This window comes from Caballeronia sp. LZ019 (assembly GCF_031450825.1).
Classification (GTDB): Bacteria; Pseudomonadota; Gammaproteobacteria; order Burkholderiales; family Burkholderiaceae; genus Caballeronia.
In genome coordinates, this window is record NZ_JARTVZ010000002.1 from 638,362 (window position 1) to 665,306 (window position 26,945).

A 26,945-nucleotide genomic window follows, 5' to 3' on the forward strand; every position below is an offset into this window, starting at 1 on the left:
CGCCTGGTCCCGAACCGATGATGCTGTCACTGTAACCGCATTGCATCGCCTGCAAGAAGCGCGACAAAAATCGCGCGCTGAAGCGAATTGGCGAGCCGTGCGATAATTTCGGGCTTCGCCGCCGCCTCTTTTGCGTTGATTTTCCAGTGAAAAACCTGCTCGTTTCCATCGATCGCCTCGGCGATTTCGACGAAATCGTCGATGTCCGCACGCCGCTCGAATTCGCCGAGGATCACATTCCTGGCGCCATCAACGCGCCCGTCCTCGAAAATGAGGAGCGGGTGATCGTCGGCACGATGTACAAGCAGGTTTCGCCGTTCGAGGCGACGCGCGTCGGTGCGGCGATGGTCGCGCGCAATATCGCGCGTCATCTCGATACGCTTTTCGCCGACCGCCCGCGCAACTGGCGGCCGCTCATCTATTGCTGGCGCGGCGGCAAGCGTTCCGGCTCGATGACGACGTGGCTCAACATGATCGGCTGGCAGGCGCGGCAGCTCGACGGCGGCTACAAGAGTTATCGGCGCGACGTGCTCGACCGCCTGACGACGCTGCCGGGGCGCTTCCGTTATGTCGCGCTGATCGGCCATACGGGCAGCGGCAAGACGCGGCTCTTGCAGGCGCTCGGGCAGGCGGGCGCGCAGGTGCTGGACCTGGAAGGGATGGCGGCGCATCGCGGCTCGCTGCTCGGCGCGCTGCCCGGCCGCGAGCAGCCGACGCAAAAAGCGTTCGATTCGGCGCTCGTCGCGACGCTGCGCGGCTTCGATCCGGCGCGGCCCGTGTTCATCGAGGCGGAAGGGCGGCGCATCGGCGCGGTCACGATGCCCGATGCGCTGCTCGACAGCCTGCACGCCGCCGCCTGTGTCGAAGTCGAAGCGCGCCGCGAGGACCGTATCGCGTTCCTGTTGCAGGACTACGCGCATCTTTTCGATGATCCCGCGTTCTTCAAGGCGCAATTGTCCAAGCTCGTTGCGCTGCATAGCCGCGAGCGGGTCGAGCAGTGGCATCGGCTGATCGATGACAATGCGCGCGCCGAGCTGTTCGCCGAACTGATCGACCGTCATTACGATCCCGCCTATGGCCGCAGCAGCCGCGCGCTGTACACGGAGTTGCCGCACGCGGCGCACATGCTGTTCCGGCCGAACGACGCCGACAGTCTCGATCAGGCGAAGGCGCTGCTCGCGCAGTTGTCCGAGACGTCGCCGGTGCTCGGCTGATCCTCTTTGTCCACTCAAGAAACAAGAAATATGACTACGCTTCGACAACCTCGCGTCGCGCTCGGCTGGATGGTGTTCCTGCTGATCGCCGTCGCGGGCCTTTTCTATGTCAAATGGTTCCCCTACTACAACCGCGCGTTCGTCGCGGCGAGCCAGCATTCGATCGGCAAGTCGATTCTGATGGGCACGTCCGCAAGCGCGCCCGAGCCGTCCTGGCAGGCCGCGCTCGACTACGCGATGGCCTACGGCCGGGCGATCTGGCAGGCGATGGTCCTGGGCCTGCTGCTCGGATCGGCGGTCCAGGCGCTGATTCCGCCGCGCTGGGTGGCGCGCGCGCTTGGCGAGCACAACTTCGGCAGCGTCGTGAATGGCGGGCTGATGTCCTTGCCGGGCATGATGTGCACGTGCTGCGCGGCGCCGGTCGTCGCGGGCTTGCGGGCGCGCCAGGCGGCGCCGGGCGCGGCCATTGCGTTCTGGCTGGGCAACACGGTGCTGAATCCGGCGGCGCTGGTTTTCATGGGCTTCGTGCTTGGCTGGCAGTGGACGGGCTTGCGCCTGGTGCTTGGCGTCCTGATGGTGTTCGGCCTCGGCTGTGCGGTGAATCGCATGGTGACGCCGGCGCAGGCGGCGGCATCGCGCGAGGCGTTGTCGAAGCTGATTCAGGAGGACGATCCGGGCACGGCGTTCACGCGCTGGCTGAAGATTCTGGGCCGCATGACGTTGCGCCTCGTGCCGGAGTACATCGTGCTGGTGTTGTTGCTCGGTGCGGCGCGCGCGTGGCTCTTTCCGCACATCGGGCCGGATATCGGCAATGCGGTGCTGTGGATCGTCGCGTTCGCGGTGGCGGGCACGCTGTTCGTGATTCCGACGGCGGGCGAGGTGCCGATTATCCAGGCGATGCTGTCGCTCGGCATGGCGACGGGCCCGGCGGGCGCGTTGCTGATGACGCTGCCGCCGGTGAGCGTGCCGTCGCTGGTGATGCTGGGCAAGTCGTTCCCGCGCAAGGTGCTGGTGTTCGTGGCGGTATCGGTGGTTGGGTTCGGGATCGCGGGCGGCGTGGTGGCGGGGTGGTTGTTCTAGGCATCGGGAACGGCAATCCGGTCAGCAGACCGATGGTTCGAATCGAGCCAAGGAGCTCGGAGGACGCGAGGGGTCAGCGGGCGCGCAAGGTAATTCAAGGCTCCTTACAAGCTGAGTGCCGCTGATGTTCTACGAAGTGAACACGCAAGTTCGTGCATCGTGCGGTTCGGAGAAAAGCTGCTTTCTTTGGTGACTACCGTTGTATGGGACAAGAGTAAGGCGCTGAAGCGCCAACTCTGGTCGACAGCCAAGAAAGTTACCCCCCGTCGGGGAGGCGGCTACTGCATGAACCACGCGTACTTGCCTGAAGATGCCACGGCGACTAAAACCCCGCCGAAGCCCCCCACTTGATGAGCAATTTGAACGGCAGGGCGAGCAACATCGTCCCGCCGACCCCGGCAATCCAGAGCGCAAGAAACCAGAAAACCCCGCGCATGCGCTCAGTGATAGTGATGTTCGCCATGCCGCACCTTCCCTCTGAAGACCCAATACCCCAACGTCGTATAAGCGACGATCACCGGCAAGATCACAGCCGCACCAACGATGGTGAATAGCTGGCTGGACCGCGGCGCCGCCGCATCCCAGATCGAGACGCCGGGAAAAATATCGTGCGGCGAGATGCTCGCCACAAGCCCGGCATAGCCGAGCAACACGAACCCGAGCGCCATCGCGAACGGCCGCTTCTCATGACGCGAATCGATGGACCGTCGCATCGCCCATGCGCAAGCCGCGACGAGCACCGGCACGGGCAGCATCCGATAGAACAGCGGCGAATCGAACCAGCGCGACGCGATGTCCGCATCGAGCAACGGCGTCCATACGCTGACGACGGCGATCGTCGCAAGCTGCAAGAGCGTCAGCGGCCACACGACGCGATACATCCGCCGCTGCAGATCGCCTTCGGTCTTCGCGATGAGCCAGCACGCGCCCAGCAGCGCATACGTGACGACGAGCGCGCCGCCGGTGAACATGGAAAACGGCGTGAACCAGCCGAAGGCATCGCCCGAAAAGCGTCCGTCCGCCACCGGGATGCCTTCGAGGAACGCGCCGAGCGCCACGCCCTGAAAGAACGTCGCACCCGCCGATCCGCCGATGAACGCAAGATCCCACATGTGCCGGGTGCGTGTCGCCTTGGATCGAATCTCGAACGACACACCCCGGAAAATCAGGCACACGAGCATCAGCACGAGCGGCAGATAGAGCGCCGAAAGCACGGTCGAGTAGACCATCGGGAACGCGGCGAAAAGCCCCGCGCCGCCAAGCACGAGCCACGTTTCGTTGCCGTCCCAGACCGGCGCGACGGTGTTCATCATCACGTCGCGGTCGTGCTGGTCCGGAAAGAACGGGAAGAGAATGCCGATGCCGAGGTCGAAGCCGTCGAGCACCACGTACATGAAGAGGCCCAACGCGATGATCGCGGCCCAGGCAATGGTCAGGTCCATGTTCTTACGCTCCTTCGATGGACTGAGTAGGCAAGGAAAGCGGACGGCGCGCGGTGCCTTCCGGTAAAGGCTCGTGCGGCGTCTGTCCCGGCAGCGCGGGGCCCTGGCGCAGCAGCTTCAGCAGATAGTAGATGCCCGTGCCGAAGACGATCGTGTACACGATCACGAACGCCAGCAGCGACACGCCCACTTGCTGCGCGGTGACCGGCGACACCGCATCTGCCGTACGCATCACGCCGTACACGACCCACGGCTGACGCCCGGCCTCCGTCGTCACCCAGCCGGCGAGCAGCGTGATGAAACCGGTCGGGCCCATCCACAGTACGAAACGATGAAACCAGCGCGCTTCGAACAACCGGCGCCTGCGATGCAGCAGCCACGACGCCACCGACATCGCGATCATCAGCACACCGAGGCCGACCATCACGCGAAAGCTCCAGAACACGATCGTCGAGTTCGGGCGCTCGTTCTTCGGAAACGACTTGAGGCCGCGGATTTCGCCGTCCCAGCTATGCGTGAGGATCAGGCTGCCGAGGTGCGGCACCTGCACCGCGTACTTCGTCGTTTCGGCTTCCATGTCGGGGATGCCGAACAGGTTCAGCGCCGTGCCGCCTTTCTCGGTCTCCCAGATGCCTTCGATCGCCGCGATCTTCGCCGGCTGATGCTCGCGGGTGTTGATGCCGTGCGCGTCGCCGACGAGCGCCTGGATCGGGGTCAGCGCGAGCAGCAGCCAGAGCGCCATCGAGAATGTCTTCTTGATCGCCGGATCGCGCCGGCCCTTCAGCAGATGCCACGCGCCGGTCGCGGCCACCACCAGCGCGGCGACGATGAACGCGGCGATCGCCATGTGCGCGAGCCGATACGGGAACGAGGGATTGAAGATGATCGCGAACCAGTCGACCGGAACGACGTGATCGCCCTCGATGCGAAAGCCTTGCGGCGTCTGCATCCAGCTATTCGAAGCCAGGATCCAGAAGGTCGAAATGAGTGTGCCGATGGCGACCATCAGCGTCGCGCCGAAGTGCGCCTTCGGACCGACCTTGTTCCAGCCGAACAGCATGATGCCGAGGAAGCCCGCTTCGAGGAAGAACGCGGTCATCACTTCGTAGGTCAACAGCGGCCCGGTGATCGGACCGGCGAAGGTGGAGAAGCCGCCCCAGTTGGTGCCGAATTCGTACGCCATCACGACGCCCGACACCACGCCCATTCCGAACGCCACGGCGAAAACCTTCGACCAGAAGAGGCACAGTTCCTTGTAGACGGGCTTGCCCGTTCTGAGCCAGGCGCCTTCGAGCACGGCGATGAAGCTCGCGAGCCCGATGCTCAGCGCAGGAAAGATGATGTGAAACGATACGGTGAACGCGAACTGTATCCGCGCCAGATCGATTGCTTCAGGAGTCGAGTGCATGATGACTTGTGTTTTGAAATTCACGCGCGCCCGTGGGTGAGACCGGGCCGGCCGTGTGTCGGGACGATTGCCTCGGATCACGGCCGCAGCTTAGCGCCGAAAATGCACGACTGTTGCGCTGCGTCAGAGATGTCGCATTGCGCGGAAATGCCGCAGTTTCAAGGGCTTAGCACCTGTATCCAATTGATATTGCTTGTTTTTCGAGATGATCGGCGTACGTGTCCGGTGGTGCACGCGGCGCGCTTCTCGCGACAATCGACCGCACTGCATCACACGCGTTTCGGCGGAATCGGCGAAGAAGTTTCACGTCTGCGCTGCGCGGAAGCGCCGTGGCGCCCGGGTACGATATTGGCTTTCGAAAAGCGCGTGACGCGCGAACAAAAGGAGAACCAACATGCGCCTCGATGATGAAAGCGAAAGTCGGAACGTCGAAGACCGGCGGGGATCGGGCGGCTTCGGCATCGGCGGGGGAACGGTCGGCATCGGCACGATCGTCCTGGCGCTGGCTGCGTCGTACTTTTTCGGCATCAATCCAATGACGATCATCAACGGCGCGCAAGTGCTTCAGGGCAACGCGCCGCAACGTCAGGCCGCGCCTAACAACGCGGAACCGGCTCACGATGCCGGCGCCGTGTTCGTGCGCCGTGTGCTCGGCAACACGGAGCGCACGTGGCAGCACATCTTCCGAACGCAGTTCAACCAGGACTATCCGGCGCCGAAGCTGGTGCTTTTCACGGGCGGCACGCAGACGGCCTGCGGCATGGGGCAGGCGGCGATGGGGCCGTTCTATTGCCCGGCGGATCGCAACGTGTATATCGACCTTTCGTTCTATCGCGAACTGCGGGATCGCTTCGGTGCAAGCGGCGACTTCGCGCAGGCGTATGTGATCGCGCACGAGGTCGGGCATCACGTGCAGAACGTGCTTGGCGTCTCGGACAAGGTCGACCGCGCGCGCTCGCGGATGTCGCGTGAGCAGGCGAATGCGTTGTCGGTGCGAGTGGAGTTGCAGGCCGACTGCTTCGCGGGCGTCTGGGCGGCGGTCGCGCAACAGCAAAACGCGAAGCTGATCGAGCCGGGCGACTTCGAGCAGGGGCTGAACGCGGCGGGCGCCATCGGCGATGACCGCTTGCAGCAGCAGTCCCAAGGGCGGGTGGTGCCCGAAGCATTCACGCACGGAACGAGCGCGCAGCGGCAGCGATGGTTGCGGCGAGGGTTATCGACCGGCGACATCCGCCAATGCGACACGTACTCGGCGCAAACGCTCTGAACTTATTTGGCGACGTGCGTTTTTATGCGCATAACACTGGTTTCTTGGCGATCGCGAAGCGGTACGAATAACCGAAGTTACAGGGCGTTTCGTCCCGCTATGTAATGCTTGCCGAAAAACGCTTGACGGCGTCGCGCGCACCTAGGAGGATTGCAACAAACACTTAAGAATAATCCGACCAAATGCTCGCAGAACCCGTCCTTGAGAAACGACCGGCTCTCGTCCGTCTTCATGCAGCCGACATTCCGCTGAAAGCGCCGCTCCAATGGCCGATCCTCGCGCCCGACGGCGCGGTGCTCTTCGACAGCGGCACCGTCGTTCCCGACGAAACCGCCCGCGCTTTCCTTTACCGCCATTTCGAGCCGCATCGTCCATCGCGGGAGACGGCGCTGGCTCCGGCCTCCCTCGACGCAAACGCCGACGGCCCGCCGACACTCGAGGACATCGGCCTCGCGATAGGCGGGCGCGTCGGCCTGCGCGGCGGCAGTATCTCCGGGTCGGCAATGTACGCAAGCCGCGTGATCGGCTTCTCAAACCCGCGCCGCAACGGCGAGCGATCGCTTTTCGTGACGCAGCCGGTGATGACCGGTGTCGCGCCGCTCGAACTGACGCGCGGCGAACAGGTCGATCTGGTCGCGCTGACGGGACGCGGCGTGTTCCGCTTTGCCTGCACCGTCGATGCGACCAGCCGCGAGCCGTTCAACTACGTGGTGTTATCGGCGCCGGGTGCGATTCGCCGTCTGCGAGCACGCAAGTTCGCACGATTGCCGACTCGGCTCGGCGCGCGCTTCTCGAACGAAGCGGCCGCGAATGCGATTCCGCAACTAGGCCGCGTCGCGGATATCAGCCCGTATGGCATGTCGCTGTCAGTGCCCACGGCGACCGCCAGCGCCGGTGATCGCCTGAGGCTTTCGTTCCGCTTCAGCACCGATGGCGTCGATGTCCAGATCGACACGACCGCGATCGTGCGCCACGTCGGCACGGCGGAATCCGGTGCGCCGGGCGCGGCGTACGGGCTCGAATTCGAAGCGCTCGATCCCTCGCAGCGCATCGCGTTGAAGTCGTTCATGGCCGAGCACAGCTAACCGCGGCTGCGCCCGCCGCCTTCCGAATCAGCTTCCGGGAAAGCCGTCGGGAAACAGCCGCTCGATCGCCGCCTCGTAATGCTGGATCGGCGCGGCGCCGCGCAGAGCGATCGGGGGCGGCGGTTCCTGGCCCGGCGCGGGTTCGCGCGACAGCACGGCGAACGGCACGCCGCTCACGCCGAGCTTCTTTGCGAACTCTTCGTCTTCGACGACGAGATCGGTGTACGTGCCGTCATCGAGCGATTCTTCCAGCAGTTCCGGATCGATGCCGCAGGTCGCGGCGATATCGATGAGCGCGTCGGGATCGCCGATGTCGATGCCTTCCTCGAAGTACGCCTTGAAGATCGCGCGATGAACGACGTCGTAGCGGCCAGACTCACGCGCGAACAGCGCCGTTTCGAACGCCTTGCGGCTGCGCGGTGCGACCGGCGGCAGGCGCATCAGAAGGCCGCGTTCTTCGGCGAGCGGACGCACCGATTTTTCCCACGAATCCAGGATGTAATCGCTATTCGGATCGAGCAGCGGCGCGGGTTCGGGGCGAAGCTCGAACGCATGCCAGCGAATCTCGACGGCATCCCCGTACGCGTTGCGCAACTGGTCGAGCACCGGCGTTTCCAGATAGCAGAAAGGACACACGAAATCGGACCAAACATCAACGAATAAAAGGGGCGTGGATGCCATGAAAGCCTCAAGCAAAAGGTGCGGCGGCCAGCGCGCAATGCGCCGGCCGCAAAACCGGTATGTTAGCGCGCCGTGCTGCGCCGCGTCGGATCGGCAGGCGCGCTCAGAAACCGCCGTCCAGCTCGATACGGCTGCCGTCGAAGAAGCGCGAAAGACGGAACGCGTGCGGATCGACGAGCGGTGCATCGTTGGCGACGATGTCGGCCATCAGCTTGCCCGCGCCCGGCCCGATGCCGAAGCCGTGCCCCGAGAATCCCGTCGCGATGAAAAGCCCGGGCGTGCGTTCGACACCGGAGATCACGGGCACCGCGTCCGGCGTCACGTCGATATAGCCGGCCCAGGCCTGTTCGACCGTGAGATGTGCGAGCGACGGAAAGATCGCCCGGAACTCGGCGAGCGCGGTCGCGTTGAAGGCGTCGACGGGCGCGGGATCGAGCGTGCGTACGGATTCGAAGACGGTCGGCCGATCGAGCGGCCAGCGGCGCGGACGGCGCAGTTCTTCGAAAAAGCGTGCGTTGAAACCGAGCTTGATCGAGCCGAACTGGCTCTTGAGCGCGGGAAGAAACTTCGCGAATAGCCGGAAGCTGTCGGGCGTGATGTCGCTGTAGCTGCGAAACGCATTGGCGATGGTATAGCCGCCGTCGATGCGCTTGCGGTATCCGAGCGCCTGATTGCATGCGCTGACTTCCGGCCCGCCGGGTAGCGCAGCGGTGCGGACCACCGACGAGCGCACCATGAGTTGCGGCACGTCGACGTCGAGGTTCCCCGCGAAAAGACGCGTCCATGCGCCGCCCGCGACGACCACGCTCTGACAGCGTATGCGTCCATGCTCGGTCACGACGCCGCTCACCGCGCCGCCGCTCGTTTCGACGCCGCGCACCGCGCAGGGCATTGCGATCTTGACGCCGCGCTGGCGCAGCGCCGCGGCCATCGCGGGCACGGCGCGTTGCGGTTCGGCGCGGCCATCGCTCGGCGTATAGATGCCGCCCGCGAATCGGCGCGCGGAGCCGGGCATCAGCGCGGCGGTTTCGTCGGGCGAGACAATGCGCGAATCGATCGCGTCGCGGCCCACTTTTGCGACGGCGCGCGCGAGCCACGATTCGTGATCAGCGAGCGCCCGGCTGTCGTCGGCGGCGTAGAGGATGCCGCATTCGCGATAGCCGCTATCGATGCCGAGATCGGTGTCCATGCGCCGCCACAGCTTCAGGCTTTCGAGGCTCAGCTCGAGCTCGCGCAAATCGCGATGCGTCGCCCGGCACCAGCCCCAGTTGCGGCTCGACTGCTCGCCCGCGATGTGTCCTTTCTCGCAGACGGCGACAGACAATCCTTTCTCCGCGAGAAAGCGCGCCGTGCTGATCCCGATGACGCCGCCCCCGACGACGACCACGTCGACGCTGTCGGGCAACGCTCGGTCTTCCGCGATGCGGTCGGTTGGCGGCCCCATCTTATGCGGCCTCTTTGCTTGCAGTGCGTGTCATGTGTTCCTTCGTCCACGGTCGATCATCCGGCGAGGATGCTAAGGGAATCGGCGCGCTTTGGCCATCGGCGCAAAAAATTCGCGGCGCCGCTCCGCGACGCGGGCGCTGCATCGCCGGGTGGTATCCGCTACGATGAGCGCGAGGCATCGCGTCGGCGACCTCGGGCACATCGCGTGCAATCAATCCGCGCTGCTGACGCAGTAGCCCGGCCGGCAAGGGCCGGTCATCGCAATCCCATCTTTCATGGAGAACTCTCGTGCAAAAGACTGCATCGGCGAAATGGAGCGGCGGCATCAAGGATGGCAAGGGATTCATCTCGACACAGACCGGCGTGCTCAATGACGCGCCGTACGGATTCAAGTCGCGCTTCGAAGAAGGGCCGGGCACCAATCCCGAAGAACTGATCGGCGCCGCGCACGCGGGCTGCTTCACGATGGCGCTTTCGCTGCAACTCGAGCAAGCGGGCATGAAGGCCGAAAGCCTCGAGACGAAGTCGACGGTCACGCTCGAGAAGGACGGCGAAGGCTTCACGATCACCTCGTGTCAGCTCGATTTGAAGGCGAAGATTCCCGGCGCCGACAAGGCCGCGTTCGACAAGGCTGCGCAGGCCGCGAAGGAGGGCTGCCCGGTCTCGAAGCTGTTCGCCGGGAACGCCAAGATCACGTTGAACGCGGAACTGGAGTCCTGACCCGGACCGTTTCGCCCGCGTTTCCCGCGACGGCCTGCGCGCATCAATGCCGCAGGCCGTTTTTTTGCGCCATCTTGTGCGCGTACATCCGGCTGTCGCTGGCCGCGAGCAGGTCGATGACCGTCGCATGGCGCGCGGGATCGTACTGCGTCTGTCCCACGCTGAAGCGGATGTCGTAGCCGCGCTCGGCTGTCGCTTCGTGGCCGTCGAGCGTCACCCGCAGGCGATCGAGCGCGCGGGACGTTTCATCGTCGCCGGCATCGGTCAGAAGCGCGACGAATTCGTCGCCGCCCAGCCGGCCGATCACATCGGTCTGCCGGAACGAAGTGCGCAGCGCGGCGGCGAAGGTCGCGAGCGCGCGGTCGCCTTCGACGTGGCCGTACGTATCGTTGATCTGCTTGAAGCCGTCGAGATCGAAGAACAGCAGCGATGCGCGGCGCCCCATGCGCCGGCACACGTTCAGCGCATGTTGCGCGAGCGCTTCGAAGCCGCGACGGTTCGGGATGAGCGTGAGGTCGTCGACGGTGGCGAGCTCGATCGCCGCCAGTTCCTGTTCCGCGATATGCGCAAGATCGAGCAGCAGCCCGCGCTGCGCGGCGTCGAGCGTGCGCGGACGCCGGTCGATGAGGCACAGCGTACCGAGCCGCGCGCCGTTGGGCACGGTGAGCGGCTGGCCTGCATAGAAGCGAATGTGCGGCTCCCCGACGACGAGCGGATTGTCGCGGAAGCGGTTATCGGCGCGGGCGTCGGGAATCATCAGCAGGTCGTCCTGCAGGATGGCGTGCGAGCAGAACGACACATCACGCGGCGTCTCGCGCGCTTCGAGTCCTGTGCAGGACTTGAACCACTGGCGATTTTCGTCGATGAGGCTTACGAGCGCGATGGGCACATCGAACAGATGCCGCGCGAGGCGTGTAAGCCGGTCGAAGCGTTCTTCGGGCGGGGTGTCGAGGATACGCAGCGTGCGCAGCGTGGCAAGGCGGGTCGATTCGTTCTCGGGTTTCGGGGCGACGAGCATGAAGTCTCCTGTTCCTCCTGCAGGGTTGCGCGATGATCGATGCAAGTGAACATATTGTCCGGCAAATACGAAATCTGCGGTCGGATTGTCGAGAATCCAACCGCGATGCCGCGCGCCGGCCGTTTCCGGCGGCTATCATGCCCGAGACATGCGGCTGTCTGGCGCAGCGCTCTCATGGCACGCTTGCAGCGCGGGCCGGTCGGATTACCTCGCCGTATCGCGCAAGTCCTGAAACGACGATTCCCTTTACCCATCCACCGGAGCGCCGATGAAACACAAGCTGAACTGGACCATCCTCGCGCCGATCGCGGCGATTGTCGTGCTCGCCGCCGCCGCGTTCGTCCACAACGCGCTGATGACGGGCCTGTCGGCCGTTGCGCTGGCGCTCGCGGTGTTCGCCGCCGTGCATCACGCGGAAGTGGTCGCGCATCGCGTCGGGGAGCCGTTCGGCACACTGGTGCTGGCCATCGCCGTGACGGTGATCGAAGTCGCGCTGATCGTCTCGGTGATGCTCTCCGGCGGCCCGGAAAAAGCCGGCCTGCCGCGCGATACCGTGTTCGCCGCGATCATGATCTGCAGTTGCGGAATCGTCGGCCTGTGTCTGCTCGTGGGCGGCTTGCGGCATCACGAGCAGGATTTCCAGTTGCAGGGCGCGAGCGCGGCGCTTGCCATTCTTTGCGCGTTATCCGTGATGACGCTCGTGCTGCCGAACTTCACGAGCACGGTCGTCGGGCCGGCGTTGTTGACCTCGCAACTGGTTTTCGTGGGCGTCATCTCGCTCGTGCTGTATGTGGTCTTCGTGTTCGTGCAGACGATCCGTCACCGCGATTACTTTCTCCCCACCGCCGCGAAAACGGCCGTCGCCGAGGACGACGCCCCGCACGCGCCGCCGCCGACCAACGCCGAAGCGTGGTTCGCGCTCGCGCTCCTGCTGGTTTCGCTCGTGGCGGTCGTGGGACTCGCCAAGCTGCTTTCGCCGGCGGTCGAGGCAGCCGTCGAAGCGGCGGGCGCGCCGGAGGCCGTGGTCGGCGTCGTGATCGCAGCGCTCGTGCTGCTGCCCGAAGGACTGGCGGCGGTGCGGGCGGCGCGGCTCGACCGCATCCAGACGAGCCTGAATCTCGCACTGGGTTCGGCGCTGGCGAGCATCGGCCTGACGATACCGACGGTGGCCGTCGTGTCGATCGCCATCGGTCAGCCGATCGCCCTCGGCCTCGCGCCGAAGGAAATCACGATGCTCGCGCTCACGCTCCTCGTATCGGTCATCACGCTCGGCACCGGGCGGTTGACGGTGCTGCAGGGCGTCGTGCATCTGGTGATTTTCGCGGCGTTCCTGTTCCTCTCCGTGGTGCCATGACGCGGGCTCAAGTGCTCTTCGCCGGCGTGCCGATTTGTTACACTTCAGGGTTTTCCCGCAAGGGCTCTATCGCGCGCCCGCTGCCGGCTCGGCGCGCCAGCATTTACCGCATGTCTCGAAGGATTGGAATGTCGCACAAGAAGTTCGCCAGCAAGACCGCATCGTTCGCCCTGCGGGCGGTGCTCGCCGCCGTCGCCGTCACGTCGTTCGCCGCTCACGCCAGGGACATCACGCAGATCCGCTTCGCCGTCGATCCGTCGTATCCGCCGTTCGAGTCGAAACAGGCGGACGGCAAGCTCGTCGGTTTCGATATCGACCTGGGCAACGCCCTTTGCGCGCAGATGAAGGTTAAATGCGTGTGGGTCGAGAACAATTTCGACGGCATGATTCCCGGCCTGAAAGCCCGCAAGTTCGACGCCGTGCTGTCCGACATGGGCATCACCGAAGAGCGTCTGAAGCAGATCGACTTCACGGTTCCGCTCTATGACACCCACGCGCAACTCGTGGCGCGCGCCGGCTCCGGGATTCTGCCGACGGCGCAGGCGCTGAAGGGCAAGCGCGTCGGCGTGGAGCAGGGCACGGTGCAGGAACGCTACGCGAAGGCGAAGTGGGAGCCGCAGGGCGTGCAGGTCGTCGCGTACGGCGATCAGGAGCAGGTGGAGTCGGACCTCGTCGCGGGCCGCATCGACGCGATGTTCACCGACGCCGCGCAAGCCGCCATCGGCTTTCTGAAGAAGCCGCAGGGCAAGCCGTTCGCACTCGTCGGGTCGATCGTCGAAGACAAGGCGATCATCGGTCCGGGCACGGCCATCGGCTTGCGCAAGGGCGACGCGGACTTGCAGAAGGGCCTGAATCAGGCGTTCGCCGAGTTGCAGAAGAACGGCACGTTCAAGCGCATCATGGCGAAGTACTTCGAGACCGACGTGTCCATCCAGTAAGCGCTCGATCGCACCGGCGCAAGCACGAAAAGGCATCGCTCGCGGTGCCTTTCTTTTTTCTCACGCGGCTTTCTGAAGGATTTCCGCCGATGCAGGTACACAGCCATCCGCTCGCCGGCGCGTCGCCCGGCACCGAGCGGGCGATCACGAGCTATCGGTTCGGGCCGCAGGGCTACGAGGCGCCCAAGGTCTATATTCAGGCGTCGCTGCACGCGGACGAGTTGCCGGGCATCGTCGTCGCGTGGCTGCTCAGGCGGCGGTTCGCCGACCTTGAGGCAGCGGGCAGGCTGCACGCGCGCATCGTGCTCGTGCCGGTCGCCAATCCGGCGGGGCTGAACCAGCACTGGTTCGGCGCGCAGATGGGGCGCTTCGACATGCGCTCGGGGCATGACTTCAACCGGCGCTTTCCCGATCCCGGCCCCGCGCTCGCGATGCAACTCGACGGCCGTCTGACCGGCGACCTCGACCACAACGCGCGGCTGATTCGCGCGGCGCTGCGCGCGCATCTGGCGGCGCAGACGGGCGCGACCGAACTGGAGTCTCAACGTATCGCGCTGATGCGCCTTGCCTGCGATGCGGATGTCGTCATCGATCTGCATTGCGACTGGGAAGCCGTCCCGCATCTCTACACGACGCCGGAAGCGTGGCCGTCGATCGAGCCGCTCGCGCGTTACCTCGGCAGCGAGGCGCAGCTGCTCGCGGATGTCTCGGGCGGCGAGCCCTTCGACGAGGCGTGCGCGTCCGCGTGGCGTTATCTGCGGGGCGCGTTCGGCGGCCGGTTTCCCATACCGGCGGGCGTCACGCCCGTCACGCTGGAACTGCGCGGCGTGCGCGACGTATCGCACGACACTGCCGCCCGCGACGCTCAGGCGATTGTCGATTACCTGACGCATGCCGGCTTCATCGACGGCGACGCGCCCGAGCCGCCCGCGCTGCGCCGTCCCGCGACGCCGCTCGCTGGCTGCGATTACGTGCATTCGCCGTCATCCGGCGTGATTCTGCATGCCTGCGACGTGGGCGATACCGTCCGCGCAGGCGATGTCGTCGCCGAAATTCTCGACCCGCTGGACGACAGGCTCGTGCCGCTCGTCGCGCAGACGGACGGCGTGCTCTACGCGCGACATTGGACGCGTTTTGCGACGGCAGGCATGCTCGTCGCGCGGATCGCGGGTGAGGGGGCAGCGCGGGAAGGCGACCTGCTGGTGCCGTGATTGAGAGGAAAAATGACCGGCGACTTTTCAGCGAACGTTGTAGCTTTTTTTGACAATTGGTTGCAATGCAGCATGAAAGGCGTATAGTTAGGGTTATCCCCTAGCTACTTACCCTGAGAGACGCTCATGAAGACCACCGCTCAACAATCTGTGCTCGTTTCGTTCGGTTCGTGGGTGCGCGCAGCGAAGGCTGCGGTGCTTCGCGAGTGGAATCGTGCTTTGCAACTGCATCTGCAAAACTGCGAAATCCTCGTTGAATCGTATCGCCGCAAGTAAGACGCGCCATACGTCCGGTCACAGAGTTTCAGGCAGTATCGAGCAGTATTGGACAAAGCCCCCGAAAGCGCATGCTTTCGGGGGCTTTGTTGTTTTCGCTCCGTAAATGTCGATTAACGCGCTTCCGTTCGGTCTATCAAAAATTACACAATCCTTCGCTCATTGGTCTTCGCGTAAGGGAAAATCGACGCTGGCCGCATCGACGGCCGTTTTCGTTTTGCGTTCGGCCTCACATGCCGGACCGTGAGGCAATCATAAAAATCAAAAGAGGTTTGGAAGTGAATTGCGTGGGAAAAATCGAGAATAGCTTCTCCGCATTGTCTTTCTGGTATTGGCGACCATTTCGCTGATTTACGCCGTCGTGCTGGCCGTACCCGCCTGGCTGAATATCCGAGCGCAACCGGCTGAAATCAGTGAGGCTAAAACCATCAGCGGATCGGCGTTTCGCCTGGATAGCGCTGAATCCGCTTCGAGTCAAGAATCGTCTGCCGCAGAGAAAAGCTCCGACAACAGTGAAAACGCCAAACTGGCTGACGAGTTGTTTCGAGTCCTAGATTCGCACGGCAAGAAATTGGTAGGCGCCGAACACGAAACTCATATGGAATCGGTGCGCAGTGCGGTCGATAGCTGGGCCGCAAGCGAAGAATACGGCGTGGAATTCGTAAAGGCGCAAACGAAATTCATGGACGAAGTGCTGTCACGGCCTGATGTCGCCAAGCGCATCAAAGGTTCCGAGGCCGAGTTCTACGATGTGACGGGTGGTGTTTTTAGCCAGTTCGTCGTCGAATATCAGAAAGAAAAGGACCGCATCGCCGCAGACAAGGCGAAAGCGCAAGAGGCGGCGACCGCAAAGAATATGGAAGGACTCAAGGCGCTTAGCATCATTGGCGGCGCCATCGCTTCTTTCATTACGCTGGTGCTGATGCTCGTGATGTTCCGTGTCGATAGAAGCATTCGGCAGATCGCGAATCTTCAAAAGAACGCCTGACCACTTCCGCTGCAAGTCCGTGAAATAACAAACGGCGCGCTTTTCTCAAAGCGCGCCGTTCTCACATTCAAACCCGTCAGATCGCCCAGCCGCCCAAATAAAATACCGCGAGCACCACCGCGATCGCCACCGTTCCCACATTCAGCTTGCGGAATTCCCCGGCCACGATCCGCCCGATCACCAGCGTGCAGAAACCCAGCATGATCCCGGTCACGATGTTCGCCGTGAGCACGATGAAGACGGCGCACACGAGGCCCGACATCGTGTTGACGGTATCGTCCATATGCAGTTTGGCGACATTGCCGAGCATCAGCAGCCCGACGTACATCAGCGCGGGCGCGGTCGCGTAGGAAGGCACGAGGCCCGCGAGCGGCGACAGGAACATCACCGCCAGAAAGAGCACGCCGACGACGCTCGCCGCGAGCCCCGTCTTCGCGCCCGCCGCCACGCCGACCGACGACTCGATATACGCCGCCGCCGGCGCACCGCCGAAGCACGCCGAGAAGATCGAACTCAGCGAATCCGCCGTCAGCGCGCGGCCGCCGTTCACGATGCGCCCGTTCGCGTCGATCTGGCCAGCCTGGCCCGCAACGGCGCGGATCGTGCCGGTGGCGTCGAACACGGCGGTCATCACCAGCGCGAGGACGCTCGGCAGCACGGCCATCGACAGCGCGCCCTTGATGTCCATCGCGCCGATCAGCGACGCATGGCCCGGCGCGGACAGCGAAGGCAGCGCGAACACGCCATGAAAGCGCACCGACGGATCGAACGCCAGACCGATCGCCGACAAGCCGACGACCACCAGCAGGATGCCGCCCGGCACGCGCCGGCGCTCCAGACCGAAGATCGCGGCGAGGCCCAGCACCGACATCAGCACCGGGAAGGCCGTGATGTGGCCGAGCGAAACCGGCATGCCGGGCGCCGGATTCTTGACGATCAGCCCCACATCGTTCGATGCGATCAGCAACAGAAACAAGCCGATGCCGATGCCCGTCCCATGCGCGACGCCCGTCGGCAGGTTGCGAAGAATCCACGAGCGCACGCCCGTGATGGAGATCGCGGTGAAAACGACGCCCATCAGGAACACCGCGCCCAGCGCGACAGCGGGCGACAAGCCCTTGCCGAGCACGAGGCCGAATGCCGTGAACGCCGTCAGCGAAATCGCGCAGCCGATGGCGATCGGCAAGCGCGCCCACACGCCCATCAGGAGCGAGCCGAACGCCGTCGTCAGGCACACGGCGACGAACACGGCGCTCGTATCGAAACCCGCCTTGCCGAGCATGCCGGGCACGACGAACACCGAATAGACCATCGCGAGAAACGTCGTCACACCGGCGACGACCTCGCGCTTCTGCGTGCTGCCGGATCGCGAGATACCGAAATAGCGGTCGATGAAGCCGTCGCGCGCCGTCTGAATCTCGTCTGTCTGATCAGCGGAAGGGATGTCGCCAAGCTGCCGGGCGGGGGATTCCAACATGATGAGCTGCTCCTTTATCAGCACGCTGAAACGGATGTCCGTGCGCGCACGGCAGCTCCGTCGTCAGGGTCGTCTCGTATGATTTTCTTGATGTGGGCCGCATGCATCGCCGGAAGGCTGCACTCGGTCAGGCAAAGACTAGGTGAACGGGATACGCGGTCCAATCCCGAGAAAAACATTCCGCCCATGCGAACATTCTTATATTTCTGAAAACCCACGCAAAACGGACGTGTGAACAGTCGAAGCAAAGGCCGGACTAGGGCAAACGCCTAGTCCGGCAAGACGGGTTAGCGGATGACCTGCGATACGCCGCGTCCACGCGGATCCGACATCGGCTCAGGCGTCGTATCGTCGATGCGGATGGCCTGAATGTCGCCATTGAAGCCCTGCATCGTGAATGTATAGCCCTTTGCTTCGAGCTCTTTCACGACATCCGCGTCGAGCTGATGATACGGCTCCTGGTAGATCGTGTTCGGCGGCAGCAGTTGATGGTGAAAGCGCGTGGCGCCCACTGCGTCGGCGAGCGGCATCCTGAAGTCGTAGACGTTCGACAGCACCTGAAAGATCGACGTAAAGATGCGCGAGCCGCCCGGCGTGCCGATCACCATCGCGACCTTGTCGTCCTTCGTGAGAATGGTCGGCGTCATCGACGAGAGCGGGCGCTTGCGCGGCGCGATGGCGTTCGCGTCGCTGCCGACCACGCCGAACATGTTCGCGACGCCCGGCTTCGCGGAGAAGTCGTCCATCTCGTCGTTCAGCACGATGCCCGTGCCTTCCGCGATCACGCCCGAACCGAAGTAGCCGTTGATCGTGTACGTGTTCGACACCGCGTTGCCCCACTTGTTGACGACCGAGAAGTGCGTCGTCTCGGCCTTCTCCGGCATGGACGTGCCGAGGCCCGGCTGGACGCTCTTCGTATCCGACGGCGCATCGGGATTGACCTCCTGCGCACGCTTGAGGATGTAGTCGTCGTCGGTCAGTTGCGCGACCGGCACCTTGTAAAAGTCCGGGTCGCCGAGATATTGCGCGCGGTCGGCGAACACGCGCTTTTCGATTTCCGCGACGAGATGAATGTACTGCGCGGAGTCGAGCGGCACGCCTTCGAACTTGTCCTTCAGGTCCGCTTTCATCTTCAGCAACTGCACGAGGCCGATGCCGCCGGAGCTCGGCGGCGGCGCGGTGATCACGCGATAGCCGTTCCAGCTCGCCACCACCGGCTGCCGCCATACCGCCTTGTACTCCTTCAGGTCCCGCTCGGTGATGAGGCCGTGGCCGGTCATCGACGTGGCGATCAGTTCGGCGGTCTTGCCCTGGTAGAAGCCCTTCGAGCCCTTGTCGGCGATGCGCTGCAACGTGTCGGCCAGATCGGGCTGCCTGAACACCTGGCCCGCCTTCATGCTGCCGAAATAGAGATCGAAGTTCGTCTTGCCGGCGAATTCCTTCGATGCGCGGTCGCGCCGCTCGACAAGCTGATCGTTGACGACGAAGCCATCTGCCGCGTACTTGATGGCCGGTGCGAGCACCTGCTTCCACTTGAGCTTGCCGAAGCGCTTCTGCGCTTCCCACATGCCGTTGACGGTGCCCGGCACGCCCACCGCGCGGTGCCCGTAGAGGCTCATGCCCTTGATGACTTCGCCCTTGTCGTCGAGATACATGTTGCGCGTGGCGGCGATGGGCGCGCGTTCGCGGTAGTCGAGGAAGTACGGACGATGGTCGACGTACAGCGTCATGAAGCCGCCGCCGCCGATGTTGCCCGCCTCCGGATAGGTGACCGCCAGCGAGAACGCGATCGCCACGGCCGCATCGACGGCATTGCCGCCCTGGCGGAATATCTGGGCGGCGGTATCGGCGGCATATTTGTCGGCGACGGCCACCGCCGAGGCGGTCAGTACCTGTGGCTGCGCTTGCGGCGCGCGGGCATGAGCGGGCGTGCTCTCGACGAAGCCGGCCACGCTGAACGCGGCGGCGGCCATGGCCGTGAGCGCGAGGGATCGAAAGCGATGTTGCTGGTTCAACGGCATCTCCTGCGTTCTCCTTCCTCGACAATGGGTTAGCGCTTATAACACGATTAGGGCATCAACTGGCCGCCGTTCACGTCGATGATTTGCCCCGTCACGTACCGCGACATCGCCTCCGACGCGAGATAGAGGAACGCGCCGCTGCAATCGTCCGGCTCGCCGACGAAGCCCATCGGAATGGCTTTGCGGAACGCGTCCAGTTGCTCCGGCGTCGTGAATCGCTCATGAAACGGCGTTTCGATGACACCCGGCGCGACCGCGTTCACGCGAATGCGATCCGCGACCAGTTCCTTCGCCATGCCCTTGGTGATCGTGCTGACGAAGCCCTTCGACGCGGCATAGAGCAGCGCGCCCGGCCCGCCGCCGTTGCGCGCCGCAACAGAGGTCACGTTGATGATCGAACCGCCGCCGCCCTCGCGCAGCGACGGCAACGCCGCACGCGTGAACGCCACGACCGAACGCGCATTGATGTGCATGATCTCGTCGAAAAGCTCGTCGGTGACGGACGCGATCGGCTCGCGCTTCACGAGACTGCCCGCGTTGTTGATGAGCACGTCGATCTTGCCGAACGCCTCGACGGTGGCGGCGACGGCGGCGTCGATGGCTTTCGAATCGCGAACGTCCGCGCCGACGGTGATCGCCGAAACGCCGAGCGCGCGCACGTCCTTCGCGACTTCTTCGGCTTGGTCCTTCGAGCTGTTGTAGTGCACCGCGACATTCGCGCCGTATTGCCCGAACGCGCGCGCCGCCGCAGCGCCGATGCCGGTGCTCGCGCCGGTGATGAGAACCGATTTACCTTTCAGATCGTGCATGTGTGCTCCGTGGTCGAAGGATGTAAATGGGTGCTGCGAACCCGCAGTATGAGGCAAACCGGCGCTTTGCCACGCCCGGCCAAAAGCGGCACCATGACGATTGCCGCGCGATGAACCGTCGTCTGCGCGCCCAACCCTTCGCCAGAATCAGGAGGCACACATGAATGCACAGGTCGATCCCATCCCCGAAGGCCGTCACGGCGTCATTCCGTACATCGCGGTCGCGGGCGGCGTCACGGCCATCGACTTTTACAAGAAGGCCTTCGGCGCCACCGAAGTGTTCAGCATGCAGGATCCGGGCGGGCGCATCGGCCATGCGGAACTGCTGATCGGCGGCAATCCTTTTTATCTGAGCGACGAGTATCCGGAGATGGACGTGAAAGGCCCGCTCGCGGTCGGCGGCACGCCGGTGATGCTGCATCTGTATGTCGATGACGTCGATGCCGTCGTGCAGCGCGCGCTCGACGAAGGCGCGACCATCGTCCGTCCGGTCGAAGACCAGTTCTATGGCGACCGCGGCGGCAAGCTGCGCGATCCGTTCGGCCACATGTGGTGGATCGCGACGCACAAGGAGGACGTATCGCCGGAAGAACTGCGCGCGCGCGCCGAGCGGCTGTTCGGCAACGGGGCGTGACGCATCGGCATTGAAATCATCCGGCCGGCGCGATCACGACCGCGCCGGCCTCTGCGCGCCGACAGCCATCCGTATCGCCCGGGCGGACGAAAATTCGCAAAATTTGGTCATGTTTCGGCTCAGGTAGGTGGCATCCGCCTTATTGATGCGAAATACTCGCGCCCAGCCGCGAGACACTTCGAAGCCGTCAGGGACACTTCCGGACGGTGATTCGAATCACGCCTGGTTAGGCAACCTAACGGTTGGTGCAGTCCGCTTCGCCTGCGCGCGATAAGCCAGGCGACGCGTGAAGCATCCACAACAAGCAAAAGAACGAGACAAACAGGAGGAACCCGATGAAGTCATTCGCCGCTCTCACTTTCAATCGCACGGCGCTGGCCGCCGCCGGCATGGCGTTCGCGCTCGGCGCGCTGTCGCTGCCGGCCGTGGCCGCCATCGTGCCGCAGGGCGTCGTGCTTGCCGCGAAGCAGGAACTCGTGCGCAACAACGGCTCCGAGGTCGAGACGCTCGACCCGGCGCTCGTCGAATCCGTCGGCGCGGCGAATCTCGGACGCGACTTGTTCGAAGGCCTGACGGTCACCAACGGCGACGGCGCCGTGATGCCCGGCGTCGCCGAGAAGTGGGAGCAGAAGGACCCGGTCACGTGGGTATTTCATCTGCGCAAGAACGCGCGCTGGTCCAACGGGCAGAACGTGACGGCGAACGACTTCGTCTACGGATGCCAGCGCTTCATCGACCCGAAAATGGCGTCGCCTTACGGCAACGTGTTCGGTCCGTTCCTGCTGAACGGCGCGGAGATCGTCGCGGGCAAGAAGCCGGTGAGCGCGCTCGGCGTGCGCGCCATCGACGCGCTCACGCTCGAAGTCAAAACCGCCGGCCCGGTGCCGTTCCTGCCCGAACTGATGTCGAATCCCAATCTCGGGCCGGTGCATCGCGCGACCGTCGAAAAGTATGGGCGCGACTGGACGAAGCCGGGCAATCTCGTCAGCAACGGTCCGTTCCAGTTGAAGGACTGGCAGGTCAACAGCAAGCTCGTGCTGACGAAGAACCCGAATTACTGGGACAAGGACCACGTGCAACTGACGCAGGTGACGTATCTCCCGGTCGAGGACGAAAACACCGACGTCAAGCTCTTCCAGTCGGGCGACAACGACATGACGTATCAGATGCCCACGGGCAGCTATGCGAAGTATCGCCAGCAGTTTCCGAACGACACGCGCAACTCGCTGATTCTCGGCACGCGATACTACAGCTTCAACAACCGCGATCCGCTGCTGAAGGACGTGCGCGTGCGCAAGGCGCTCTCGATGGTCATCGACCGCGACCTGCTCGCGCAGCGCGTGACCGCCGACGGCCAGACGCCGATGTACGGCCTGATGCCGAAGGGCGTGAGCGGCGCGGACGTGTCCAGCTACGAGTGGGCCTCGTGGCCGATGAACAAGCGCGTCGAAGAAGCGAAGAAGCTGCTCGAGCAGGCGGGCGTGAAGCCGGGCACGAAGCTGCGTTTCGCGATGAACACGAGCGACTACAACAAGAAGATGGCGATCTTCGCGGCGTCCGAATGGAAGACGAAGCTGGGCCTCGCCACCGATATCGAATCGATGGAATTCAAGGTGCTGCTCAAGAAGCGCCATGACGGCGACTATCAGATTGCGCGCAACGGCTGGGTGGCCGACTACAACGACGCCACGACCTTCCTGCAACTCGTGCAGTGCAAGTTGACGCAGAACGACAACTTCAACTGCAATCCGAAGGCCGACGCGCTGATCGCGCAGGCCAGCGAAACGACTGACCAGGCGAAGCGCAAGCAACTGCTGACCGAAGCCGCGAAGCTCGTGATGGACGACTACCCGATGCTCCCGCTGCTGCAATACGGCCTGCCGCGCCTCGTCAGGAGCTACGTGGGCGGCTATTCGCTGAAGAACCCGATGGATCATTACGCCAGCAAGGATCTCTACATCGTCAAGCACTGACGCACAGGAGCCGTTCGCATGTGGTCCTATACGCTGCGGCGCGTGTTGCTCACGCTGCCGACATTGCTGATCGTCGTGACGGTCTGCTACCTCCTTCTGCACGCAACGCCGGGCGGCCCGTTCGACGGCGAGCGCAAGGTGTCCGCCGAAGTGCTTGCGAATCTGCAGGCCAAGTACCACCTCGGCGAGCCGTTGTGGAAGCAGTATCTGCTCTATCTCGACGGCCTCGTGCACGGCGATCTGGGCGCGTCGTTCCGTTACGCCGACTGGAGCGTCAACGAGCTCGTGCTGCGCGCGCTGCCGGTGTCGCTTGCGATCGGCGGGGTGTCGATGGCGCTGGCGATCGTCGTCGGCGTGCTGCTCGGCGTCGCGGCGGCGCTGCGCCGCAACAGCATCGCCGATTACGCGCTGATGCTCGTCAGCAATGCGGGCAACGCGTTTCCGTCGTTCGTGATCGGGCCGGTGCTGATCCTCGTGTTCGCCATCGCGTTGAAGTGGCTCCCGGCGGGCGGCTGGAACAACTTCGATGCGCGCTACATGGTGTTGCCCGTCGCGCTGCTGGTAATGATCAACGTCGCGACGGTCGGACGCGTGACGCGCGTGAGTCTCATCGAAGTGATGAACACGCCGTATATCCGCACCGCGCGCGCGAAAGGCCTGGCGATGCGGACGATCGTGCTGCGTCATGCGCTGAAGCCGACGCTGATTCCGGTCGTCTCGGTGATCGGCCCGCTCGCGATCCAGTCGATCACGGCGGCGGTCGTCACGGAGTCCGTGTTCTCGCTGCCGGGCATCGGCAAGCTGATCGTGAATGGCGCGGCCAATCGCGATTACACGCTCGTGCTCGGCCTGGTCGTGCTCGTCACGGTCGTGGCCGTGCTGCTCAACCTGCTGGTTGACCTCGCTTACGCGTGGCTCGATCCGAAGATCCGCTACTGAGAGGGCGCGCGATGAAATCAGCTTCTCTGGGCGCCACGCTCGAAAAAGCGGTCGCGGGCCGCAGTCCGTGGCAAGACGCCCGCACGCGCTTTGTGCGCAACAAGGCGGCGGTCGTGAGCCTCGCGCTGCTCGCGGCGATCACGCTCGCGTGCATCGCCGGTCCTTGGCTGTTGCCGAATCAGTTCGATTCCGCCGACTGGAACGCGATGAGCGTGCCGCCCACGTTCGCCAACTGGCATCTCTTCGGCACCGACGAAACCGGCCGCGACCTGTTCGTGCGCTGTCTGGTCGGCGGCCGCGTCTCGCTGATGATCGGCGCGCTCGCCACGCTCACGTCGGTCACGCTCGGCATCGTCTGGGGCGCGGTGGCGGGGTTCATCGGCGGGCGCGTTGACAACGCGATGATGCGCTTCGTTGACATGATGTACGCCATTCCGTACCTGCTGATCGCCATTCTCATGGTGACGCTGCTCGGCCGCGAGTTTTATCTCGTGGTGCTGACCATCACCGTGTTTTCGTGGATGGACATGGCGCGCGTCGTGCGCGGCCAGACGCTGTCGATCCGCTCGAAAGAGTACGTCGAAGCGGCGCGGGCCATCGGCGTGCCGACGCGGCGCATCATCGTGCGGCATGTCGTGCCGAACCTGCTGGGCATCGTCGCGATCTACACGACCGTCACCGTGCCGGGCGTGATTCTCACGGAATCGGTGTTGTCGTTTCTCGGTCTCGGCGTGCAGGAACCGATGACGAGCTGGGGCGTGCTGATTCAGGACGGCGTCGGCGTCATGGAATCCGCGCCGTGGATTCTGCTGTTCCCGGCCGCAATGCTCTCCGTCACGCTCTATTGCATCAACTTTGTCGGCGACGGGCTGCGCGACGCGCTCGATCCGAAGGACAGGTGAGCCATGCCGCTACTGGAAGTCAACGGCCTGCAGGTCGAATTCAGGACGCACGACGCCGCCGTGCGCGCCGTCAACGGCGTGAGCTTCACGCTGGAAGAGGGCGAGACGCTCGGCATCGTCGGCGAGTCCGGCTCGGGCAAGAGCCAGAGCGTGCTCGCCATGCTGGGGCTGCTCGCATCGAACGGACGCGCGACAGGCGAGGCGCTGTATCGCGGCGAGCACCTGCTCGGGATGTCCGCGAAGGCGCTCAACCGCATTCGCGGCAATCGTCTCTCGATGATTTTTCAGGACCCGATGAGCTCGCTCAATCCGTATCTGACCGTCGAGCGGCAGATGACGGAAGTGCTGGAGCTGCACAAGAACCTGACGCGCCGCGAAGCGAGAAAGCGCGCCATCTCCATGCTCGAAGCCGTGCGGATTCCGGAGGCCGCGCATCGCATCGGACAGTATCCGCACGAGTTGTCGGGCGGCATGCGGCAGCGCGTGATGATCGCGATGGCGCTGCTCTGCGAGCCGGAAGTGCTCTTCGCCGACGAGCCGACCACCGCGCTCGACGTGACCGTGCAGGCGCAGGTGCTGCAACTCCTGCGCGACCTGCAGCGGGACTTCGGCACGTCCATCGTGCTGATCACGCACGATCTGGGCGTCGTCGCCGGGCTGTGCGAAAAGGTCATGGTGATGTACGGCGGCCGCGTGATGGAGCAGTGCGACGCCGCCACGCTGTTCGCGAAGCCGTCGCATCCGTACACCATCGGCTTGCTGCGCGCGCTGCCGCGGCTCGATCAGCAGGGCGGCGAACTCGCGGGCATCCCTGGCAATCCGCCGAACATGGCGCATCCGCCCGCGGGTTGCCCTTTCCATGAACGCTGCGCCGATGCAACCGCCGAATGCGCCATGCACGCGCCTGCGCTCGCGCACGCCGGCCCGCGCTGGCTGCGCGCGTGTCACCGCCCCGTCGATGCAATGACCACGCGTTACCAGGAGTCGAGCCATGTCTGACGCAACGATCCTTTCGGTGCGCGACATGCGCGTGCATTTCCAGGTGAAGGCAAAGAGCCGTCTGCCGTGGGCGCCTTCGCGCACGCTGAAGGCGGTTGACGGCGTGAGCTTCGACCTGCGCGCCGGCGAAACGCTCGGCGTCGTCGGCGAATCGGGCTGCGGCAAGTCCACGCTCTCGCGCGCGATCCTCAATCTCATTCCCGCGACGCACGGCGACATCGTATGGATGGGCGCGAAGCTGACGCGGGCATCGGCGCGCGAATGGCACGCGGTCCGCGCCGATGTGCAGATGATCTTCCAGGACCCGCTGGCCTCGCTGGATCCGCGCATGACGATCGGGCAGATCATCGCGGAGCCGTTGACGGAGCATCGGCCGGGCATGAGCCGGCAGGAAATCGACACTCGCGTGCGCGCGATGATGACGAGGGTCGGCCTGCGCGAACAGATGATCAACCGCTATCCGCATGAATTCTCGGGCGGGCAATGTCAGCGCGTCGGTATTGCGCGGGCGCTGATCGTCGAGCCGAAGCTCGTTATCTGCGACGAGCCGGTGTCCGCGCTCGATGTGTCGATTCAGGCGCAGATCGTCAATCTGCTGAAGACATTGCAGGCCGAGTTCAAGCTGTCGCTGATCTTCATCGCGCACGATCTGGCCGTCGTGCGGCACATTTCGGATCGCGTGATGGTGATGTATCTCGGCCGCGTGATGGAGCTAGCCGACAAGGAGGCGCTCTATGACACGCCGCGCCATCCCTACACGCGCGCGTTGCTGTCGGCGGTGCCGGTGCCCGATCCGGCGATCGAACGCGGCAAGGTCGTGCAGATTCTTTCGGGCGATATTCCGAGCCCCATCGATCCGCCTGCCGGATGCGTGTTCCATACGCGCTGCCCGATGGCGCAGGCGCGCTGCGCACAGGAAGTGCCCGCGTTACGTGCGTTGACTCCTGGTGCTTCCGCTGCGTGTCATTTTGCGTAGTGAATCGATATCCTAACTAATCCGATACGGAGTCAGTCAGCCGTCTTAGAGAACGCTAAGTCCACGCATCGCCCGCCCTCATATAAG

The 26,945-nt window shown here is 64.2% G+C and carries 24 protein-coding genes; 15 read left to right on the forward strand and 9 right to left on the reverse strand.

Translation table 11 applies throughout. The features are described from left to right. Nucleotides 1-146 precede the first annotated feature (146 nt). Together mnmH and P9255_RS05885 are read left to right on the forward strand one after the other, a co-directional pair. On the forward strand, nt 147-1,214 hold the full coding sequence (gene mnmH, locus P9255_RS05880) for a tRNA 2-selenouridine(34) synthase MnmH (RefSeq protein WP_309765990.1): 1,068 nt from the start codon (nt 147-149) through the stop codon (nt 1,212-1,214). Between the two features lie 30 nt (nt 1,215-1,244). Continuing rightward, nucleotides 1,245-2,294 carry a permease gene (locus tag P9255_RS05885; RefSeq protein WP_309765991.1) on the forward strand — a complete coding sequence of 350 codons (1,050 nt, stop codon included), beginning with the start codon at nt 1,245-1,247 and terminating at the stop codon, nt 2,292-2,294. 322 nt (nt 2,295-2,616) lie between these two features. On the opposite strand, the gene P9255_RS05890 is transcribed toward P9255_RS05885, so the two are convergent. The 3 genes from P9255_RS05890 to P9255_RS05900 are packed head-to-tail and all read right to left on the reverse strand — an operon-like array spanning nt 2,617 to nt 5,144. Next, the gene (locus P9255_RS05890; protein ID WP_309765992.1) at nt 2,617-2,757 is read right to left on the reverse strand and encodes a hypothetical protein; all 141 of its coding nucleotides are present in this window, start codon (nt 2,755-2,757) and stop codon (nt 2,617-2,619) included. Next, nucleotides 2,735-3,736, reverse strand: a complete 1,002-nt coding sequence (cydB, locus tag P9255_RS05895; protein ID WP_309765993.1) for a cytochrome d ubiquinol oxidase subunit II — start codon at nt 3,734-3,736, stop codon at nt 2,735-2,737. Before cydB ends, P9255_RS05890 begins: the two co-directional genes overlap by 23 nt. Nucleotides 3,737-3,740: 4 nt before the next feature. Further along, nucleotides 3,741-5,144: a cytochrome ubiquinol oxidase subunit I gene (locus P9255_RS05900; protein ID WP_309765994.1), complete on the reverse strand. Its 1,404-nt coding sequence runs from the start codon at nt 5,142-5,144 to the stop codon at nt 3,741-3,743. A 394-nt stretch (nt 5,145-5,538) separates the two neighbouring features. Between P9255_RS05900 and P9255_RS05905 the strand changes: the two genes are divergently transcribed. Continuing rightward, entirely contained in the window at nt 5,539-6,411 is an 873-nt protein-coding gene (locus tag P9255_RS05905; RefSeq protein ID WP_309765995.1) for a neutral zinc metallopeptidase, read from the forward strand. Nucleotides 6,412-6,593: 182 nt separating this feature from the next. After that, the gene (locus P9255_RS05910) at nt 6,594-7,496 is read left to right on the forward strand and encodes a flagellar brake protein (RefSeq protein WP_309765996.1); all 903 of its coding nucleotides are present in this window, start codon (nt 6,594-6,596) and stop codon (nt 7,494-7,496) included. A 27-nt stretch (nt 7,497-7,523) separates the two neighbouring features. Here P9255_RS05910 and P9255_RS05915 read toward each other — a convergent pair whose 3' ends face one another. After that, a complete protein-coding gene (locus P9255_RS05915; protein ID WP_309765997.1) occupies nt 7,524-8,177 on the reverse strand; it encodes a DsbA family oxidoreductase in 654 nt (217 codons plus the stop codon). Nucleotides 8,178-8,280: 103 nt separating this feature from the next. After that, a complete protein-coding gene (locus tag P9255_RS05920; protein ID WP_309765998.1) occupies nt 8,281-9,621 on the reverse strand; it encodes an FAD-binding oxidoreductase in 1,341 nt (446 codons plus the stop codon). A 290-nt stretch (nt 9,622-9,911) separates the two neighbouring features. Here P9255_RS05920 and P9255_RS05925 point away from each other — a divergent pair, with 290 nt between their 5' ends. Next, on the forward strand, nt 9,912-10,343 hold the full coding sequence (locus P9255_RS05925; RefSeq protein ID WP_309765999.1) for an OsmC family protein: 432 nt from the start codon (nt 9,912-9,914) through the stop codon (nt 10,341-10,343). 43 nt (nt 10,344-10,386) lie between these two features. On the opposite strand, the gene P9255_RS05930 is transcribed toward P9255_RS05925, so the two are convergent. Beyond that, nucleotides 10,387-11,361 (reverse strand): sensor domain-containing diguanylate cyclase, encoded by a 975-nt coding sequence (locus P9255_RS05930; RefSeq protein ID WP_309766000.1) that lies wholly within the window; start codon nt 11,359-11,361, stop codon nt 10,387-10,389. 268 nt (nt 11,362-11,629) lie between these two features. On the opposite strand from P9255_RS05930, the gene P9255_RS05935 reads away from it, so the two are divergent. From P9255_RS05935 to P9255_RS05950, 4 genes are all read left to right on the forward strand, one after another. Next, nucleotides 11,630-12,715 carry an ionic transporter y4hA gene (locus tag P9255_RS05935; protein WP_309789244.1) on the forward strand — a complete coding sequence of 362 codons (1,086 nt, stop codon included), beginning with the start codon at nt 11,630-11,632 and terminating at the stop codon, nt 12,713-12,715. A gap of 128 nt (nt 12,716-12,843) precedes the next feature. Then, nucleotides 12,844-13,653, forward strand: coding sequence for an ABC transporter substrate-binding protein (locus tag P9255_RS05940; RefSeq protein ID WP_309766002.1), 810 nt, complete (start codon nt 12,844-12,846; stop codon nt 13,651-13,653). Nucleotides 13,654-13,742: 89 nt separating this feature from the next. Then, nucleotides 13,743-14,864 carry a succinylglutamate desuccinylase/aspartoacylase family protein gene (locus P9255_RS05945; protein ID WP_309766003.1) on the forward strand — a complete coding sequence of 374 codons (1,122 nt, stop codon included), beginning with the start codon at nt 13,743-13,745 and terminating at the stop codon, nt 14,862-14,864. 607 nt (nt 14,865-15,471) lie between these two features. Beyond that, entirely contained in the window at nt 15,472-16,128 is a 657-nt protein-coding gene (locus P9255_RS05950; RefSeq protein WP_309766004.1) for a hypothetical protein, read from the forward strand. Nucleotides 16,129-16,204: 76 nt separating this feature from the next. Here P9255_RS05950 and P9255_RS05955 read toward each other — a convergent pair whose 3' ends face one another. From P9255_RS05955 to P9255_RS05965, 3 genes are all read right to left on the reverse strand, one after another. After that, nucleotides 16,205-17,605 carry an NCS2 family permease gene (locus P9255_RS05955; protein ID WP_309789245.1) on the reverse strand — a complete coding sequence of 467 codons (1,401 nt, stop codon included), beginning with the start codon at nt 17,603-17,605 and terminating at the stop codon, nt 16,205-16,207. Nucleotides 17,606-17,892: 287 nt separating this feature from the next. Continuing rightward, nucleotides 17,893-19,620 carry a gamma-glutamyltransferase gene (gene ggt / locus P9255_RS05960; protein WP_309789246.1) on the reverse strand — a complete coding sequence of 576 codons (1,728 nt, stop codon included), beginning with the start codon at nt 19,618-19,620 and terminating at the stop codon, nt 17,893-17,895. Nucleotides 19,621-19,673: 53 nt separating this feature from the next. Continuing rightward, nucleotides 19,674-20,435 carry a glucose 1-dehydrogenase gene (locus tag P9255_RS05965; protein ID WP_309766008.1) on the reverse strand — a complete coding sequence of 254 codons (762 nt, stop codon included), beginning with the start codon at nt 20,433-20,435 and terminating at the stop codon, nt 19,674-19,676. 160 nt (nt 20,436-20,595) lie between these two features. Here P9255_RS05965 and P9255_RS05970 point away from each other — a divergent pair, with 160 nt between their 5' ends. The 6 genes from P9255_RS05970 to oppF all read left to right on the forward strand — a co-directional run bounded on the left by P9255_RS05970 (nt 20,596) and on the right by oppF (nt 26,858). Further along, on the forward strand, nt 20,596-21,069 hold the full coding sequence (locus tag P9255_RS05970) for a VOC family protein (RefSeq protein ID WP_309766009.1): 474 nt from the start codon (nt 20,596-20,598) through the stop codon (nt 21,067-21,069). Between the two features lie 335 nt (nt 21,070-21,404). Next, nucleotides 21,405-23,042, forward strand: coding sequence for a peptide ABC transporter substrate-binding protein (locus P9255_RS05975; protein WP_309789248.1), 1,638 nt, complete (start codon nt 21,405-21,407; stop codon nt 23,040-23,042). A gap of 18 nt (nt 23,043-23,060) precedes the next feature. After that, nucleotides 23,061-23,981, forward strand: a complete 921-nt coding sequence (locus tag P9255_RS05980) for an ABC transporter permease subunit (RefSeq protein ID WP_309766012.1) — start codon at nt 23,061-23,063, stop codon at nt 23,979-23,981. A gap of 11 nt (nt 23,982-23,992) precedes the next feature. Then, nucleotides 23,993-24,883: an ABC transporter permease subunit gene (locus P9255_RS05985; RefSeq protein WP_309766013.1), complete on the forward strand. Its 891-nt coding sequence runs from the start codon at nt 23,993-23,995 to the stop codon at nt 24,881-24,883. Between the two features lie 3 nt (nt 24,884-24,886). Then, nucleotides 24,887-25,882 (forward strand): oligopeptide/dipeptide ABC transporter ATP-binding protein, encoded by a 996-nt coding sequence (locus P9255_RS05990; protein WP_309766014.1) that lies wholly within the window; start codon nt 24,887-24,889, stop codon nt 25,880-25,882. Further along, nucleotides 25,875-26,858 carry a murein tripeptide/oligopeptide ABC transporter ATP binding protein OppF gene (oppF, locus tag P9255_RS05995; RefSeq protein WP_309766015.1) on the forward strand — a complete coding sequence of 328 codons (984 nt, stop codon included), beginning with the start codon at nt 25,875-25,877 and terminating at the stop codon, nt 26,856-26,858. The genes P9255_RS05990 and oppF overlap by 8 nt, the downstream gene beginning before the upstream one ends. Nucleotides 26,859-26,945: the final 87 nt, after the last annotated feature.